The sequence below is a fragment of the Oerskovia sp. Root22 genome, assembly GCF_001429135.1.
In the GTDB taxonomy this organism is placed as follows: Bacteria; Actinomycetota; Actinomycetes; order Actinomycetales; family Cellulomonadaceae; genus Oerskovia; species Oerskovia enterophila.
In genome coordinates this window covers 136440-153746 of the sequence record NZ_LMIL01000009.1, presented here as the reverse complement: position 1 = coordinate 153746, position 17307 = coordinate 136440, and the positions used below count along the sequence as shown (strand labels likewise).

The window sequence follows — 17307 nt, the reverse complement described above, 5'->3', positions numbered from 1 at the left end:
ACGCCCCGGTCTCCGCACGGAGACCGGGGCGTCGTGCTGTGCCGGGCGACGTCGGATCTGGACGCTCACGCCCAGGTCAGGACTACTGCTTCGCCTCCGCGAGCACCTCGTCGACCGCGTCCCAGAAGTCGACGCGGGCCTGGTGCGTGGCGGCCGGAGTCGCCCCGGTCTCGTCGAGGCCGAGCGGCAGGTAGGGCGCGACCGCGAGGAAGTGCCCGGCTTCCTTCTGCTCGACCGTCGTGACCAGCTCCTGGTCGTCGAAGCGCGGCCTCACGTCCCGCAGGCGGCCGCATGCGTCCCACTGCGGGTCGGCCGTCCCGCAGGCCAGCACGACCGGGCCCTCGATCGCCTCGACCGGCACCTGGGTCTCGGGCGGTGTGCCGACCACGCTGCTCGGCGCGCACGGCAGTCCCGTCCCGTCGAGCGTCCAGGCCGACACCCTCCAGTTCGGGTAGCCGCAGTACAGGCTGCCCGCACCGGTCGGTGCGAACGCGCCATGGATCTCGTCGGGGTGGTTGGCCGCCAACCACAGGGCCATCTCCCCACCTCGCGAGACGCCGAACGTGAAGACCCGGTCGGTGTCGACCCCTGGCTGCTCACGCAACCAGGCGAGCCCGGTGAGGAAGGTCTCGACCGGCACCTCCGCGAGCTCGGTCGGCTGCCCAGGGCTCTTGAAGTAGCTGATCGCCAGCGCCGGGTACCCGAGCCCTGCGAGCCAGGTGGCGTCGGCTCGGGCGTTCCCGAGCCCGCCCTCCGACCCGCTGAACACGAGCACGGCCGGCGACGCTTCGTCAGCCGAGAGCCCGGCCGGCACAGCGTATGCGGCCACCATGGCGTCGTCGGTCACGTCGCGGACCTCGACGTCCGCCCCGTAACCCGTCCGCTCGACGACCGTCTCGGCGAGGGGCTCGCCGTCGGCGCTCAACGACAGGGTCACCGAGTGGTCCGCGCGCCCTGCCTCGATAGCGAGGCTGCTGCCCGTCATGGACCAGAACGGCCCCATCGCGTCGACCGTCGTCCACGACCCCGCGGTCGGGGCGGTCGTCGTGAGGTCGACCCGACCGTCCTCGTCGGCCACGAACGTCGCTCGCGACGACATCGCCGCCCCGTCGAGCTCCGTCGTCGCGACCAGGCGCACCTCGCGTCCCGCACCGAGCCCGGTCAGCGTGATCGCGAGCGGGTCGAACGCGCCGTCCTGAGCGACGACCTCGATCGCCGGGTCCGGTTCCGGAGGCGCCGAGCACGCAGCGAGAGCCAGCAGCGAAGCGGTCAGCAGGAGGGCAACGGCAGGGACATGGTCACGTCGTCGGGAGGCCATGGGCAAATGTTCCCGCACCTCACCAATTCGCCACAACCTGCCACGCCGGGCGACCGCCACGACCCGGGTCTCACCCCCGAAGACCCCGCGCACCGACCAGGTCGACCTGCCGACGCGGGTCCCCCCGCCCGGCCGGCGGCAGGGTCCATCCGTCGTTCGTCCCGGCGGGGAACCGGCCTCCTGCCGGCGGGCGCCGCAGCGCCATCACCACGAGCGGCGCCACGAGCGCCGCGATCACGACCAGTCTCATCACGAGCTCCAGGATGTCCATGCCTCCACCCTGGTCCGGCCGCGCGGCGTGCACGAGTGGCAGGAGGGACAGGTATCGACAAGATCCTGCCAGCGGCGTAGCGTCGAAGGATGTTGCGCACCGTGGCGGCCGTCGTGGCCGACGGACTGGCCCCGTTCGAGTTCGGCGTCGTGTGCGAGGTCTTCGGCCTCGACCGCACGGACGACGGGGTACCCCTGGTCGACTTCCGCGTCTGCGGCCCGGTCGCGGGAGTCCCTGTCCGCACGAGCATGGGCGCCTCGCTGATCCCCGACCACGGCCTCGACGCGCTCGAGGACGCGGACCTCATCGCGATCCCCGCGCTCCTCATCCGCGACGAGTACCCGCAGGAGATCATCGACGCCCTGCGCGCGGCCCACGCCCGCGGCGCGGTCCTGCTGAGCGTCTGCTCGGGCTCGTTCCTCCTCGCCGAGGCGGGGCTCGTCGACGGACGCCGCATCACGACGCACTGGCGCCACGCCGACGAGCTCACGGCCCGGTTCCCGCAGGTCGAGGTGGACCCGGACGTCCTGTTCGTGGACGACGGCGACATCATCACGAGCGCGGGCACGGCCGCGGGGATCGACGCGTGCCTGCACATCGTGCGCAAGGAGTTCGGCAGTGCGGCGGCCAACGCGATCGCGCGCCGCATGGTCGTCCCTCCCCAGCGCGACGGCGGCCAGCGCCAGTACATCGACCGCCCCGTGCCGCAGTGCGAGGAGCAGAGCATCCGCGAGGTGCTCGCCTGGATGGACGAGCACCTCGACGAGCCCCAGACCGTCGAGGACCTCGCGCGCCGCGCCCACCTGTCGACGCGCACGTTCGCGCGGACGTTCGTCGCCGAGACCGGCACGACCCCCATGCAGTGGCTCGCGACCCAGCGCGTGCACCACGCGCGGACGCTGCTCGAGGAGTCGGGCCTCGACCTCGAGGAGATCGCGCGCCTGAGCGGGTTCGGGTCGGCCGCGCTGCTGCGCCACCACTTCCGGCGCGCGGTCGGCGTCCCGCCGACCGACTACCGCCAGACGTTCCGCCACGCGTCCTGAGTCGCACCGGGGTGAGGTGACCGGCCGGGCGCGCGGCGCCGTCGGGCGCGGTTCTCCACGTTGCACGACGACGGCACGCGCCTAGGGTCGAGAGGGTCCGGTCCCGTACGACGTGAGGCGCGCTCCATGACCATCCCCACCACCCTGCTGTCCTCCGGCCACCCCATGCCGCTGCTGGGCCTGGGCACCTGGCCGCTCGACGACCACGCCTCGGCGCGGGCGGTCGAGAGCGCGATGGGCCTCGGCTACCGGCTCGTGGACACCGCGTCCCGCTACGAGAACGAGGTCGGGGTGGGGCAGGGCCTCGCCGCGTCAGGCGTGGACCGCGCCGAGCTGTTCGTCACGACCAAGCTCCGCGGCGCGGACCAGGGGTACGACGCGACCCGCGACGCGCTGCACGCGAGCCTCGACCGGCTGGGTCTCGACTACGTCGACCTCTACCTGATCCACTGGCCCCTCCCCCGCCTCGACCGGTACGTCGAGTCCTACCGCGCGATGATCGACCTCGCCGCAGAGGGCCTGGTCCGCAGCATCGGCGTCTCGAACTTCCGCGAGCACCACCTCGACCGGCTGATCGCGGAGACGAGCCACGTCCCGGCCGTGAACCAGATCCAGCTCTCGCCCGCGCTCGCACGCACCAACCTGCGCCGGTACCTCACCGGCCGCGGCATCACGGTCGAGGGCTGGAGCCCGCTCGGGCAGGAGGAAGGCGTGCTGACCGAACCCGTGATCCAGGAGATCGCCGCCGCCCACGGACGCTCGCCCGGCCAGGTCGTGCTGCGCTGGCACGTCCAGCAGGGCATCGTCACGATCCCCAAGTCCGCGAGCCCCGAGCGCCAGCGTTCCAACGCCGAGATCTTCGACTTCGCCCTCACCGAGGACGACATGGCCCGGATCGCGGGCCTCGACCGCGGCGAGGACGCCGCGCGCGACTCCGACGAGCACGAGGAGTTCTGATGAGCGACCTGCCGACCGTCACGGTCCTGGGCACCGGGACCATGGGCACGGGCGTGGCGCACTCGCTGCTGCGCGAGGGTTTCGACGTCACGGTGTGGAACCGCACCGGGTCGCGCGCCGCGCCGCTCGCCGACGCCGGAGCACGCGTGGCACCGACCGCGGCGCAGGCGGCCCACGGTGCCGACGTCGTGCTCAGCATCCTGTTCGACACGGCTGCGGTCCTCGACGTCCTCGACGCCGCGGGCCCCTCGGTCGGCACCGGCGCGGTATGGGTCCAGGCGTCGACGATCGGGCGCGACGGGACGGCCATCGTCGTCGAGCGCGCGCGACAGCTCGGCGTGACCCTGGTCGAGGCCAACCTGCTCGGCACCAGGCAGCCCGCCGAGGAAGGGAAGCTCACGGTGCTCGCAGCGGGCGACCCCGACGTCCTGGCCGGCGTCGCCCCCGTGCTCGACGCGATCTCGACCAAGGTCGTGATCGCGGGCACCGAGGTGGGGCAGGGCGCCGCCCTCAAGCTCGCGTGCAACGCCTGGCTCGCGACGATCACGGCCGGCACGGCACAGTCGATCGCCCTGGCCCGCGCCGAGGGGATCGACCCGCACCTGTTCCTGGACGCCATCGCGGGCGGCGCGTCCGACTCCCCCTACGCCCACCTCAAGGGAGCCGAGATGATCGCGGGCGAGTTCGCCCCGCAGTTCGCGCTCGACGGGCTCCGCAAGGACATCGGCCTCATCTCGGAGGCCGCGGCCCAGGCACACCTGGACCCCGCGCTGCTCGACGCGCTGACCGACCTCTACGGCAGCGCGGCCGCGCGCGGGCACGGCGGCGACGACATCGCGGCCGTGTACACGGCGTTCGGCACGGCCCGCGCGCCGTCGCCGGCTCGCGACTGACCTGCACGCCGGCGGCACCTCCGGGCACGCAGGCCGGGACCTCGACGAGATGTCAGCCGGCCGGGCCGTCTGCATCGACTGCGCGGCGCGGCGCCGCGCCGCGCCGCGCCAAGACGTCGCAGGTCAGGCCGCGGCGCGTCCGTGACGCCAGTACCCGATGAAGTCGACGTGCGCCTTGGGGACCCCACGGTCGTTCACGAGGTGACGGCGCGCCCCCGTGACGAGGCTCGACTCACCGACCACGTAGGCGTAGACGTCGCCGGACGGCAGGTCCGCCCGCTTCAGCACGTCCAGCGCGAGGCGCCCGGGGACCACGTGCGGGTCGGCCCCGTGCTCGTCGCGCGCGACCCACCGGAGCTCCACCCCGGCCGGGACGCGGAACTCCTGGGCGTCGGCCGCGTGCGGGAGCTCGACGATCGCGACCCCGCGCGCGTCGTCGGGCAGCGAGGCGCAGATGCCCGCGACCGCGGGCAGGCCCGTCTCGTCCGCGACCAGGAGCGTCCAGTCGTGCGGGACGCGCGGGTTGTAGCCGACCCCCTGGTCGAGGATGCCCACGGGATGACCGGCGCTCGCTCCGAGCGCGAACGCCGACGCCGGCCCGCCGTCGTCGTGCGCCACGAAGTCGATGTCGATCTCACGATCCGCCGGGCGCGCGTCCCGGACCGTGTAGTTGCGGACCCACGGTCGTCGAGACTTGGGCGTCGCGAGGTACTGCACGTACCAGAGCCCCGAGGTGGCGGTCGGCAGTCGTAGCGACTCCTGCTCGTCCCGGGGCAGGAAGAGGCGGAACCACTGGTCGAGCCCCATGGGCGAGAAGTGCTCGACCCCCTCGCCGCCGACCGTGACCCGCACGATCGACGGGCTCACCCGCTGCGAGGCGACCACCTCCGCGGCGATGACCTGCACGACGGACGGCTTGACCATCTGGAACCCGGCCACGACACTCCTTCTGCTCGGAAAGAAGGCTAGGCTAACCTCACTACCGACCGGTCGTCACCGTCGTCCATGAGCGCGGCACAGGCCGGCGCAGCCCTCGCTTCCCGGCCGCGACACGCCCGAGCGGGCGTGACGACCAGGCTGCGCGACGTCGCCGTTCCCGTACCGACTCGGCCGGGTCCGCACCGGACCTTCGTCCTTTCTCCACGCCGATGCCGACGCCACACGTAGACTCGGGCCATCTGTACAACGGGCATCTCGCTCACCCCGCGGCTGGGAAGTCGACTCCAGCCCTGAGAGGGACGTATGACAGACGCAGCCGTTCTCCCCGGATTCCGCCCCACCAAGCCCCGCACGGGCGACGGGACCAGCATCACCAGCACCTACACGGACCTGTCCAAGCGCGTCCGTGAGGCCGGGCTCCTCGAGCGGACGCACGGGTACTACGGCTGGGTCGCGGCGATCCTCACGGTCGCGCTCGGCGGGGCCGTGGCCGGCTTCGTCCTCCTGGGCGACTCGTGGTTCCAGCTCCTGATCGCGGGCGCCCTGGGACTGATCCTCACGCAGTTCGCGTTCCTCTCGCACGAGGCCGCGCACCGCACGATCCTCACCTCGGGCCCCGCGAACGACCGTGTGGGGCGGTTCCTCGCCAACGGCGTGGTCGGCATCAGCTACTCGTGGTGGATGAACAAGCACACCCGCCACCACGCGAACCCGAACCGCGTGGGCAAGGACCCGGACATCGAGACGGACACCATCTCGTTCCTCGAGGAGAGCGCGGCCGAGCAGAAGGGCTTCCTCGCCCTCATCACGCGCCACCAGGGCTGGCTGTTCTTCCCGCTGCTCACGCTCGAGGGCATCAACCTCCACATGATCTCGATCCGGTCGCTGCTCTCCTCGGCCAAGAGCCGCGCACGGACCATGGAGCTCGTGACGATCGCGCTGCGCCTCACGCTCTACGTGGGCGTCGTCTTCTGGTTCCTGCCGCTCGGCATGGCGTTCGCGTTCCTCGGTGTACAGCTCGCGGTGTTCGGTGTGTACATGGGTGCGTCGTTCGCCCCCAACCACAAGGGCATGGCGATCATCCCCGCGGACAGCAAGCTCGACTTCCTGTCCAAGCAGGTCCTGACCTCGCGCAACATCACGGGCGGCCGCGTCATGAACGTCCTCATGGGCGGGCTCAACTACCAGATCGAGCACCACCTGTTCCCGAGCATGCCCCGACCGCACCTCGCCAAGGCCCGCCTCATGGTCCGTGAGCACTGCGCCCGCCTCGGCATGCCGTACACCGAGACCAACCTGCTCGCGTCCTACGCGATCGTGGTCCGCTACCTCAACCAGGTGGGCCTCGCGGCACGCGACCCGTTCGACTGCCCCCTGTTCAACCAGCTCCGCAAGGTCTGAGCGCTCACGCGGGTCGGCCCCGCACCGGTCAGAGGGGACGGACGGGCTGACGCAGCACCGTCCGCAGCTTCTCGGGCGCCGTCCGGCGCACGTCGCTGAGATAGACCTCGTGGTGCGGCCCGTTGAACGTCAGCCCGTGCTCGGGCAGGTACTCGTCGTGCAGCCGCGCGAGCGTGGGCGCCTCGCCGTCGTACGACCCCACGTGCAGGACCTGCACGCAGTCGCCCTCGTCGTACGCGGCGAACCGCACGCGATCGAGCGCCGGCAACCCCTTCTTACGACGCGTCGTCTCGGCCACGTCCGCGACGAACGCGTCGTCGAGCCAGCCGGGCTGCAGGACCATGAGGGTCCAGCTCCACGCGTCCTTGTCGCGGCGCACGAACGCCGCGGGGTCCTCGGCGGTCCACAGGCCTTCGAGCGGCCCGACGACGTAGTCCCTGCCCAGGTCCTTCTTGCTCGCGAACTTCACGGCGTACGCGAGCGAGAACAGCGCCTCGACCGCCTCGGCGTAGGCCGGAGCCGAGTTGGGGTCGCCCTCGCCGTCGATCTGCAGGTAGGTCAGTGGCGGCACGACGACCCGGACGAACTCACGGGGCGGCGCGTAGAGCTCGCGGTACTCCTTGCGCAGGTCGACCTTGTCCATGGGGTCCTCCAGCGGACGTCGTAGCGGCTCGTCGGTGCGTGGGTCGGCATCGGGAACCCGGGCCGACGGTGTGCACGCCCCGGGTCGGCACCATGCTCCACCCGGCCCTCGGTCCGGGCCACCCGACGGCGAGAGCCTCTCTCCGCCGTCGGGCGGGCGGACGACGAGGAGGCGGGCCCGCCGCCCTGCCTGACGACCGACCCACCTCCTCGCTTCCCTCTCCTCGCGCGGGTCGCTCCACCCGCGCCGGGCCTCAGAGCGCCTGGATGATGTTCTCCACCTGGTCCTTGGCGTCTCCGAAGAGCATCGCGGTGTTGTCCTTGAAGAACAGCGGGTTCTGGACCCCCGCGTACCCCGTGGCCATCGACCGCTTGAACACGATCACCTGCTTCGCGTTCCAGACCTCGAGCACGGGCATGCCCGCGATGGGCGAGCCCGGGTCGTCGAGCGCCGCCGGGTTGACCGTGTCGTTGGCGCCGATGACCAGCACCACGTCGGTGTCCGGCAGGTCACCGTTGATCTCGTCCATCTCGAGGACGATGTCGTAGGGCACCTTGGCCTCGGCGAGCAGCACGTTCATGTGCCCCGGCAGACGCCCCGCGACGGGGTGCACGCCGAACCGGACGTCGACCCCTCGCTCGCGCAGCCGCCGCACCAGGTCCGCAACAGGGTACTGCGCCTTGGCGACGGCCATGCCGTAGCCGGGCGTGACCACGACCGAGCGGGCGTGCTTGAGCAGGTCCGCGACCTCGGCCGCCTGGATCTCGTGGTGCTCACCGTAGTCCTGGTCGGACGCCACGACCGTGCCGCCCTCGGCCCCGAACCCGCCCAGGATCACGCTGATGAACGACCGGTTCATGGCCTTGCACATGATGTAGCTGAGGATCGCACCCGAGGAGCCGACCAGGGCTCCCGTGATGATGAGCAGGTCGTTGCTGAGCATGAAGCCCGCTGCCGCCGCGGCCCACCCGGAGTACGAGTTGAGCATCGAGACGACGACAGGCATGTCGCCGCCACCGATCGAGGCGACCAGGTGCCAGCCGAGCGCGAGCGCGACGACCGTCATGAGGATCAGCGGCAGCAGCCCGTGGCCCGCGATGAACCAGGCCATGAGGCCGCCCGAGGCGACGAGCGCCCCGAGGTTCCACCAGTTGCGCCCCGGCAGCATGAGCGGGTTGGAGCGGATGCGTGCCGACAGCTTGAGGTAGGCCACGATCGAGCCCGTGAACGTCACGGCGCCGATGAGCACCCCGAGGAAGACCTCGACCAGGTGCACCACGTCGCCCTGCTCGGTCAGGTACGAGTTGAAGCCGACGAGGACCGCGGAGAGGCCCACGAAGCTGTGCAGGAGCGCGATCATCTCCGGCATCTGCGTCATCTCGACGCTGCGCGCACGCCACGTCCCGACGACCGCGCCGATCACGAACACCATGCAGATGAGCAGCAGCGTCACCATCACGGGACGCTCGCTGTCCTGCAGCGCGAGCGCGACCGTGGCCACGAGGGCGAGCCCCATGCCCGTCATGCCGAGCAGGCTGCCGCGACGGGCCGTCTCCTGCTTGGACAGGCCCGCGAGGCTGAGGATGAACAGGACGGCCGCGATGACGTAAGCAGCCTGGACCAGGGAGGTCAGCACGGGTCAGGCCTCCTTCCGGAACATGCCGATCATGCGGTAGGCCACGAGGAACCCACCGAAGATGTTGACGGAGGCCAGGGCGGCCGCGACGAAGGCGATCGTGGTGACCACCCAGCTCGAGTCGCCGATCTGCAGGAGCGCGCCGACCAGGATGATCCCGGAGATCGCGTTCGTCTGGGCCATGAGAGGGGTGTGCAGCGAGTGGCTCACGTTGGAGATGACGTAGTAGCCCACGACCACCGCGAGGGCGAACACCGTGAAGTGCCCCACGAACGCCGGGGGCGAGAACGTGATGGCCAGCGCGGCCAGCACCGCGGCCAGGGCGTACCCGACCGCCCGGCGGGTGCCGCGCCGTCGGGCGTCGTCCAACGCGGTCGCCGCGTCGAGAGCGGCCTGGGCCTCGTCGACCACGGGCGCTGCCGGGGCCGCGGGGGCCGCGGCCGAGACGGCGACCGGGGGCGGCGGCCACAGGACCTCGCCCGCGCGCGCGACCGTCATGCCGCGCAGCACCTCGTCGTCCAGGTCGAGCACGACCTGTCCGTCGCTGCCCGGGGTCAGGAGCTTGAGCAGGTTGACGATGTTCGTGCCGACGAGCTGCGACGTGTGCTTGGGCATGCGGCTCGTGAGGTCCGTGTAGCCCAGGATCACGACGCCGTTGTCCGTGACGACGCGCTCCCCCGGCACCGTGAGCTCGCAGTTCCCGCCGCCCGAGGCTGCGAGGTCCACGATCACGCTGCCGGGCCGCATCGCGGCGACCATCTCGGCGCTGAGGGTGCGCGGCGCGCGGCCCCGCACGAGCGCCGTGGTGATGACGATGTCGGCGCGCGCGCTCTCCGCCGCGTACATCTCCGCGGTGCGGCGCTCCTGCTCGGCGGTCAGCGCGCTCGCGTAGCCGTCGGTGCTGACCTCCTGGCGCGCGCCCTCAGCCTGGACGAACTCGGCGCCCATCGACTCGATCTGCTCACCGACCTCGGGACGCACGTCGAACGCCCGCACCTGCGCGCCGAGGCTAGCGGCCGTGCCGATCGCCGCGAGACCCGCGACGCCCGCACCGATCACGAACACGGACGCTGGGGCCGTCTTGCCGGCCGCGGTGACCTGGCCGGCGAACATGCCGCCGTACTCCTCGGCCGACTCGACCACGGCGCGGTAGCCCGCGACGTTCGACATCGCGCTGAGCACGTCGAGCGACTGGGCGCGCGAGATGCGGGGCACGGCGTCGAGAGCCAGGGCCGTGACGCCGTGGTCCGCGAGCTGCTGGACGAGCGCCTCGTTCGAGCCGGGGGCCAGCATCGCGATCAGGGTCGCATCCTCCGGCAGCGACGCGACCTGCGCGGCCGACGGGCTGTTGACGGCCGTGACGACATCGGCTCCCCACGCCTGCGCCGCGTCGCCCAGGCTCGCGCCCGCCTCCACGTACGCCTCGTCGGGGTAGCTCGCGCGCTCACCGGCGCCGCGCTCGACCACGACGTCGTACCCCAGGCCCACGAGCTGGGCCACGGTCCGGGGCGTCGCGGCGACGAGCCGCTCGCCGGGACGGGTCTCTCTGGGCACGCCGATGCGCATGCTGACCTCCTTGCTCGGATGGCTGCACGGTATCGGTACGGCAAAGGATCCGCCGCAAGGCACGCATCGTGGACGGTTGTCGTCCATGCGGATCGCGGTCCGGGACGCGAGACAGGTGGCCGCTCGCCTGCAGCCCTTGCCCCTGCCCGACGGCGTCAATCACCTGGCGAGGCCCGCTCACCGCTGGCTAGGGTCACGGCATGAGCGCTTCCGGACCCGCCGATGCCCGTGGACGACTCGTCGAGGATCCGTTCGACCACCGCGTCACAGCCTCCGGGACCGTCCTGGCCTACCGAGGCGGTCGGCTCGTCGCCACGATCTCCGGTGCCCGGGCCGCGCGCCTGATCGCGGCTCTTGAGACTGCCGACGAGGACCGGGCGCAGCACCTGCTGGCGCGGGCGACCGGGAACTACCGTCGAGGGAACGAGCGGTGACCCCTTGAGACACAGGCGGTGCCCGCCCAGGCGGGGCATCGGTCGACGATCCTGAGCGCCTCCTCAGATATCGACTCGAGACGGTCCCACGCCTGATCGGCCGGCGACACATGACTCGCTCGTCGTGATCGGTGGTCACGCAGGGAGTTCGCCAGCCAGTACGCTCGCGCCGTGGAGACTCCCAACAGCTGGACGACGATCGTCGAGAACCTGGCCGACGCAGCCCGCGCCGGCGAGCACGAGGCGTTCTTCGCCGCCGGGCAACGACTTGCCGACTCGTTCGTCAACGCGACGCGGGAGGACCTCGACGCGGCAGTAGTCCTCCTCGCACCCGTGCTCACCGAGGCTCGTGGTTCGCTGGGCGGCACCCTCGCGCAGTACATCGGCTCCCTCGTCGGCATGGACGGCGACGCGACCCCGGTCCTCGATACCCTGGTCGAGCGCGCGTGCACGGCGCTGGACAGCACCCACCTCTTCGTGTCGCTCCACGAGGAGCTCGTCGGTCCCGTCCCCGATCGTGATGACTGCGGGGATCGCGAGTACGAGGCCTTCGTCTCCGCCGCCGCCCACCACATCAGCGATCCTGGCCGCGTGGCCGGGGGGTGGATGAACGCCACGTCATGGGTCCAGCCGGTGCTCGTCCTGCTGCAACGCGCCGACGTGCGCCGCTCGCTTCCGCAGAAGGAACGTCTGACGGCGGCAGCGATCGCGGCGCACGATCTCCTGCCGGACCTCGCACCATGGATGCTCGGTCTGCTGAGGATCCTGGACGACGACACCGTGATCGTGCTGCACAGGGAAACGGGAGTCGGCTTCCGCGCCACGATCACCGGCGTCGCCGACAACTTCCAGCTCCACACGCTGCTCGCCGCGCAGGTCCTCCCGCTGCTCCCCGCGCCACGACAGGGCCTGTTCCGGCGACGCGACACCGGACGGTTGCCCGACGTGCCGACCTCCGCCATGGTCGCCGCGGCCGACGGGTCCGGTGAATACGCGCCCGAGGGCGGGATCGTCGGCCAGTTCAACCTCGTCGACGCCGCGGGCGATTGGATCTGGAACGAGGGAAGGCCCGACGACATCCCGTTGGTCGACGGCGTACGCGTCGTCGTGCTCGACCCACCGCCCTACCAGCGAGGCTGGGATTCCGGTCGCGCCTACCCGCTTCTTCGCGCACGGGTCGAGGTCGCCCCGCTGCCGACCGCCGAGGCTACGGCCTGGCTGTCCCGCGTGGCCCCCTCGAAGACGTTCAGCGAGACCACGTCCACAGCGGCCCCAGAGTGGACTGGCGACATGACCGTGCCGTTGCCGACCGGCCGGGACGTGGCAGGACTCGTCGCACGCGTCCAGGCGCTCGTAGAGGACGGGACCACCGACCTGGAGACGGAGGCCACCGTCGCGCGCGAGTTCTCCCTCACGTCGGACGACGCAGCGCTCGTCGTCGGCCGTTTCCACGGCGGAGCCGCGCGTGCCGCGACGGGGAACGAGGCCAATCTTCCCGATCCGGCCAAGGATCCGATCGCCTACGAGTCGTACCGCCAGGCACTGCAGCGCACGGAGACGTGAGCCGTCAGGCGAGCGACGCCAGCACCTCGTTGAACCCCTCGGTCGAGGACGGGTGGGTGTAGATCGCGTCGCGAAGCTCTGTGGCCTTCACACCGTGCCGCATCGCGAGCGCGACCGTGTTGATCAGCTCCTGCGAGTCCACGCAGAGAAGTGCAGCGCCGAGGACCAGGCCGCTCCTTGCGTCCACGACGAACTTCATGAGCCCGTCGGTCTGCTCGACGATCCGCGCCCTCGGCATCGCGGCAAGCGAGGCGACCGCCTTGCTCGCGACCAACACATCGTGCCCTGCCTCCCGCGCCTCCCGCTCCGTGAGACCCACGCGCGCGAGTGGGGGTGAGAGGAAGACCGTGTAGGGCACCGCGACCCGGTCCGCGGTGGACCGCTCCCCCGAGCCCACGAGCTGGTCGAGCACGATCCGCGAGTCGTCGAGCGAGATGTACGTGAACTGCGGACCGCCGTTGACGTCCCCGACGGCGTACACCCCGGGGACGCTCGTCCGCAGGCGCTCGTCGACCTCGATCGCTCCACGGTCCGTCGTGCGCACCCCAGCCGCATCGAGCCCCAGCCCGGCCGTGACGGGACGCCGCCCCGCGGCCAGCAGGACCAGGTCGCCCGTCACCGCGCCAGTGCCGGCCTCCCCCGGCCCTGCGACCTCGTACGTGACCGTCGCGCCGTCGTCGGCGTCCCGGATCGAGGTCGCGCGCACCCCGGTCAGGAACGTGACCCCCTGCCGCTCGAGGATCCCGCGCGCGGCGTCCGCGACGTCCTCGTCCTCCCGGACGAAGACCCGCTCCGCCGACTCGAGGACCGTGACCTGCGACCCGAACTGCGCATACATGCCCGCCAGCTCGATCCCCACGTAGCCTCCGCCGATGACGACGAGCCGCGCCGGGAGGTCCTCGGTCGCGATGAGCGTCGTGCTCGTCGTCACGCGTGGGTTGTCGAGCACCCCCGGGATCTCGGAGATCACGGGCTCCGAGCCCGTGTCGATCACCACCGTCTCCGCGCGGATCCGCAGGACGTCGCCTCCCGCCCGGACCTCGACCTCGCGCGACCCCACGAACGTCGCCCGCCCCGTCACGACGGTCACGGTGTCGATCACGTCGAGCATGTCGAAGTTCTTGGCGCGCAGCAGCGCCGTGAGGTCGGCCTTGCGGGTGACCGCTCGCGCGTACCAGTGCTTCGGAGCGTCCCCCGACCGACGCGACTCGGCGTCGTGGACCAGCGCCTTGGTCGGTACGCACCCGATGTTGATGCACGTCCCGCCGTACATCTGATCGGACTGCTCGACCATCACGACCCGCCGGCCCCCGCGTCCCATCGCCGCGGCGATCGTCTTGCCACCCTTCCCGAACCCGATGACCAGAAGGTCGACGTGCAAGGCGTCCATGGTCTGTCTCCTTCGACGGTGCAGGCACGGGACGGGGGCTGCGACGCGCCGCGTCGTGGACCCCGTCGCGACCAGTCAACCAGGGACGACCCCGCGGCACAGCCGCAGACAGTGATCGGGGTCACCCCGCGACCTCGGTGCGACCCGCCGGCGTCAGCGCCCGGACAGAGGATCGACCCCCACGACCTCCCCGAAAGACGGCCGACCAAACCCCTGTGATGCGCGACACAATGGGCGGTCCGTCCCGCAGAACAGGCCTGGGAAACGACGAAGGCCGCCTCCCGTGAGGGAGACGGCCTTCGTGTCGGGTGGAGCTGAGGGGACTCGAACCCCTGACCCCCTGCATGCCATGCAGGTGCGCTACCAGCTGCGCCACAGCCCCGAGAACCATTGCTGGTCCCGCACTTCCTTGAGGTTTTCCCCCTCGGAAGCATCGCTAGTTTATGCCGAAGTCGGCTGGAAAATCCAATCGGGTCCAGAGCTCCACTCGTCGAGCGAGAAGTCGGCTCCGACGTTGTGCGCGACGAGCCTCCACGAGGGGTACGCGTTCGCTCCCGAGCGCTGGAGCTGGGACCAGTGGACGTTGTTCAGGCCCGAGATCCCCCGCCAGCTCGTCGGGTCCAGACCGAGCATGGCCGTGATGGCCAACGTGATCGCCGCACCGTGCGAGACGACGACGAGCGTGTCCTTCTCGTCCAGTGCGTCGGCGTGCTCGGTGACGGCCTCGACCATGCGCGCCGCGACGTCGGCCCGCGACTCGGCGCCCGCACGAGCGGGCTCCTCGCCACGGCGCCACGCCGCGTACTCGTCGGGCCAGCGCTCGGAGAGCTCCTCGCCCGTCATGCCCTCCCACTCGCCGAACCCGCGCTCGCGCAGACGCTCGTCGAGAGAGACGGGCATGCCCGTCGCCTTCCCGTAGTACCCGGCCGTCTCGGCCGCACGCGTCAGGTCCGACGCGACGACGAGCGTCGGGGAGTGCGCGGCCGCGAGCGATCGCGCCCCCTGCTCGGCCTGCCAGTGCCCGACGGCGTCCAGCGGGATGTCGACCTGCCCCTGGAGGCGCATGGCCGCGTTGTACTCGGTGCGCCCGTGGCGCAGGAAGACGACGGTGCGCGCGCTCACGCCTGCGTGTCCTCCGCGAGGTAGATGGCGCCGTCGTCCGAGGCGTCGGCATCGTCGGTGCTCGACGACCCGTCTCCGCCACGCGCGTCTTCGGGCAGCTCAATGACCGGGCAGTCCTTCCACAGGCGCTCGAGCGCGTAGTAGACCCGGTCCTCGGCGTGCTGGACGTGCACGACGATGTCGCCGAAGTCCAGCAGGACCCAGCGGGCCTCCGCCTTGCCCTCGCGACGGATCGGCTTGACGCCGACCTTGTGCAGCTCTTCCTCGACCGCGTCCACGATCGCGGACACCTGCCGCTCGCTCGTTCCCGAGGCGATCAGGAAGACGTCCGTGAGCACGAGCTGCTCACTGACGTCCAGGGCGATGATCTCTTCGGCCTTACGGTCCGATGCGGCGCGAGCCGCAATCACCGCAAGCTCGACAGCGCGTTCCGTTGCAGTCACGACTCTCCGTTGTGTGTTCCGAGGCCTGTCAGGAGGACAGGCCGACGTGTGGGTGGGTGGCACTGGCCACGATCTCGCCGGGGGTGGCGGCTGCGGCCTCTGCAGAGCTGCCCTTGAGGAGCATCTGCCAGATCAGCAGGCCGAGCACGAACGCGACGGCGATCAGGATCAGGTAGTGGAGCCAGGTGTAGGCGTGGCCCGGGGGACGTTCGTCCTCGTCGAGCTCGTCGTCCGTGGCGCGCCGTGCGGGCGTCGCCGGGCGAGCACCACCAGCGACGGGGAAGAGGGAATCGACCGGCTCGTCGCGCACCGCGGCGCCCGGTGCACCGAACGGCGAACCGGCCGCGGGACCGGTCTCCCACGGCAGTACCGGGGGCGCCTCGCTCGCTGGCGCCTGCGGCGGGACCGGCGGGGGTGCCGCAGGTGCGGTCGCCTGCTGCCAGGGCAGCGTCGGCTGCGCAGGCGCGGGCGTCGCCGCAGCTCGCGGCGTCTCCGAGGGCTGGATCCGCGAGGACACGGACTCTCGGGCAGGGGTGGCCGTCTGGGACGGCGGGAACGGCGACGGGACGGGGGCTGCCTGCGCCGCGGGCGGGGCTGACTGTGGAGCCGGGGTGGGCCGCGAGGCCGGGGACTCGAACGGGGACGGCGCGGTCGACGGCGCCCGCATGCTCTGACGGACAGGGGGGGTCATCCCTGCCGGCGGTGCCTGGTTCGGTCGGATCGCGACGTGCTCGACGGTCTCCTGGATCGGCGTGAGACGGCCCGTCTGGTCGACTCCTCGCATGCCGCCCGTCATGGAGGGCGGACGCACGACCGGGGCGGGGCTCGGAAACCCGTCGCTCCCCGCCGGGCCGACCGGCTCACGCATCGAGCGGCGCGAGGGCGGCGGTCCTGCCGGCGCGGCCGGGGCCTCCGGAGCGGGAGCGGGAGCGGCTGCCGGCGGCGGGAACCCGCCCGAGGCGGGCGGGGCGGAGGCGGCGGCCTGCTCGGCTGCGGCGGCCTCGCGCTCGCGGATCTCTCGGCGCGTCAAGGGACGGACGGGCTGCATGCTGCCCCCGTGCTGATCACTCATGGTGCTGACCTCTATACAGACCGTGCTTCGCGATGTACTGGACGACACCGTCCGGTACCAGATACCAGACCGGCTGGCCGGCCTCCGCCCGCTGCCGACAGTCCGTCGACGAGATGGCGAGCGCGGGGATCTCCAGCGTGGAGACGACCCCCGGCGGCAGTCCCTCGACGCTGAGCTGATGACCCGGACGGGAGACCGCCACGAAGTGTGCCATCTTCCACAGGTCGTCGGCATCCTTCCAGGTCAGCATCTGCTCGATCGCGTCCGCTCCCGAGATGAAGAAGAGGTCCGCGTCCGGGCGTTGCGCGCGCAGGTCGCGCAGCGTGTCGACCGTGTAGGTGAGCCCCGGTCGGTCGACGTCCACCCGGCTGACCGTGAACCGTGGGTTCGAGGCCGTCGCGATGACCGTCATCAGGTAGCGGTGCTCGGGAGCCGTGACCTTCTGGTGCTGCTTGAAGCTGGGCTTGCCCGTGGGGACGAAGACGACCTCGTCGAGACCGAAACGGGCTGCTGCCTCGCTCGCCGCGACGAGGTGGCCGTGGTGGATGGGGTCGAACGTGCCACCCATCACCCCGAGCCGGGGCCTGCTCGAGGTCATGTCCGACGGGTCCACCAG

Annotated in this window: 17 protein-coding genes and 1 tRNA gene; 6 read left to right on the top strand and 12 right to left on the bottom strand. The window is 71.5% G+C overall.

Annotated elements, in window-relative coordinates; translation table 11 throughout:
• Positions 1–82: 82 nt before the first annotated feature.
• Complete coding sequence (locus tag ASE15_RS11190; RefSeq protein WP_056763350.1) at positions 83–1318, bottom strand: acyl-CoA thioesterase/bile acid-CoA:amino acid N-acyltransferase family protein; 1236 nt, start codon at positions 1316–1318, stop codon at positions 83–85.
• Positions 1319–1388: 70 nt separating this feature from the next.
• Entirely contained in the window at positions 1389–1589 is a 201-nt protein-coding gene (locus ASE15_RS11185) for a hypothetical protein (RefSeq protein ID WP_056763348.1), read from the bottom strand.
• Positions 1590–1678: 89 nt separating this feature from the next.
• On the opposite strand from ASE15_RS11185, the gene ASE15_RS11180 reads away from it, so the two are divergent.
• The 3 genes from ASE15_RS11180 to ASE15_RS11170 all read left to right on the top strand — a co-directional run bounded on the left by ASE15_RS11180 (position 1679) and on the right by ASE15_RS11170 (position 4482).
• Positions 1679–2632 carry a helix-turn-helix domain-containing protein gene (locus tag ASE15_RS11180; protein WP_056763345.1) on the top strand — a complete coding sequence of 318 codons (954 nt, stop codon included), beginning with the start codon at positions 1679–1681 and terminating at the stop codon, positions 2630–2632.
• Between the two features lie 126 nt (positions 2633–2758).
• Positions 2759–3589 (top strand): aldo/keto reductase, encoded by an 831-nt coding sequence (locus ASE15_RS11175; RefSeq protein ID WP_056763343.1) that lies wholly within the window; start codon positions 2759–2761, stop codon positions 3587–3589.
• Positions 3589–4482: an NAD(P)-dependent oxidoreductase gene (locus ASE15_RS11170; protein WP_056763341.1), complete on the top strand. Its 894-nt coding sequence runs from the start codon at positions 3589–3591 to the stop codon at positions 4480–4482. The genes ASE15_RS11175 and ASE15_RS11170 overlap by 1 nt, the downstream gene beginning before the upstream one ends.
• A 123-nt stretch (positions 4483–4605) precedes the next feature.
• Here the strand turns inward: ASE15_RS11170 and ASE15_RS11165 are convergent, their stop codons facing one another.
• Entirely contained in the window at positions 4606–5421 is an 816-nt protein-coding gene (locus tag ASE15_RS11165; RefSeq protein WP_235534374.1) for a siderophore-interacting protein, read from the bottom strand.
• Positions 5422–5724: 303 nt separating this feature from the next.
• Between ASE15_RS11165 and ASE15_RS11160 the strand changes: the two genes are divergently transcribed.
• Positions 5725–6822, top strand: coding sequence for a fatty acid desaturase (locus ASE15_RS11160; RefSeq protein ID WP_082608880.1), 1098 nt, complete (start codon positions 5725–5727; stop codon positions 6820–6822).
• 28 nt (positions 6823–6850) lie between these two features.
• Here the strand turns inward: ASE15_RS11160 and ASE15_RS11155 are convergent, their stop codons facing one another.
• From ASE15_RS11155 to ASE15_RS11145, 3 genes are all read right to left on the bottom strand, one after another.
• Complete coding sequence (locus ASE15_RS11155; RefSeq protein WP_056650600.1) at positions 6851–7465, bottom strand: GyrI-like domain-containing protein; 615 nt, start codon at positions 7463–7465, stop codon at positions 6851–6853.
• A 253-nt stretch (positions 7466–7718) separates the two neighbouring features.
• Positions 7719–9101, bottom strand: coding sequence for a Re/Si-specific NAD(P)(+) transhydrogenase subunit beta (gene pntB, locus ASE15_RS11150; protein ID WP_056650597.1), 1383 nt, complete (start codon positions 9099–9101; stop codon positions 7719–7721).
• Between the two features lie 3 nt (positions 9102–9104).
• On the bottom strand, positions 9105–10667 hold the full coding sequence (locus ASE15_RS11145; RefSeq protein WP_056650594.1) for a Re/Si-specific NAD(P)(+) transhydrogenase subunit alpha: 1563 nt from the start codon (positions 10665–10667) through the stop codon (positions 9105–9107).
• Between the two features lie 200 nt (positions 10668–10867).
• Between ASE15_RS11145 and ASE15_RS11140 the strand changes: the two genes are divergently transcribed.
• Both ASE15_RS11140 and ASE15_RS11135 read left to right on the top strand, forming a co-directional pair.
• The gene (locus ASE15_RS11140; protein WP_056650593.1) at positions 10868–11101 is read left to right on the top strand and encodes a hypothetical protein; all 234 of its coding nucleotides are present in this window, start codon (positions 10868–10870) and stop codon (positions 11099–11101) included.
• A gap of 171 nt (positions 11102–11272) precedes the next feature.
• Entirely contained in the window at positions 11273–12664 is a 1392-nt protein-coding gene (locus ASE15_RS11135) for a hypothetical protein (protein WP_056650588.1), read from the top strand.
• A 4-nt stretch (positions 12665–12668) separates the two neighbouring features.
• On the opposite strand, the gene ASE15_RS11130 is transcribed toward ASE15_RS11135, so the two are convergent.
• From ASE15_RS11130 to nadD, 6 genes are all read right to left on the bottom strand, one after another.
• A complete protein-coding gene (locus ASE15_RS11130; protein WP_056650565.1) occupies positions 12669–14054 on the bottom strand; it encodes an FAD-dependent oxidoreductase in 1386 nt (461 codons plus the stop codon).
• 309 nt (positions 14055–14363) lie between these two features.
• Positions 14364–14436 (bottom strand) — tRNA-Ala (locus ASE15_RS11125).
• 59 nt (positions 14437–14495) lie between these two features.
• A complete protein-coding gene (locus tag ASE15_RS11120; RefSeq protein ID WP_056650561.1) occupies positions 14496–15176 on the bottom strand; it encodes a histidine phosphatase family protein in 681 nt (226 codons plus the stop codon).
• Entirely contained in the window at positions 15173–15619 is a 447-nt protein-coding gene (gene rsfS, locus ASE15_RS11115; RefSeq protein WP_056650555.1) for a ribosome silencing factor, read from the bottom strand. Before rsfS ends, ASE15_RS11120 begins: the two co-directional genes overlap by 4 nt.
• A gap of 28 nt (positions 15620–15647) precedes the next feature.
• The gene (locus tag ASE15_RS11110) at positions 15648–16691 is read right to left on the bottom strand and encodes a hypothetical protein (protein ID WP_157257584.1); all 1044 of its coding nucleotides are present in this window, start codon (positions 16689–16691) and stop codon (positions 15648–15650) included.
• Entirely contained in the window at positions 16684–17289 is a 606-nt protein-coding gene (gene nadD / locus ASE15_RS11100) for a nicotinate-nucleotide adenylyltransferase (RefSeq protein WP_056650547.1), read from the bottom strand. The genes ASE15_RS11110 and nadD overlap by 8 nt, the downstream gene beginning before the upstream one ends.
• Positions 17290–17307: the final 18 nt, after the last annotated feature.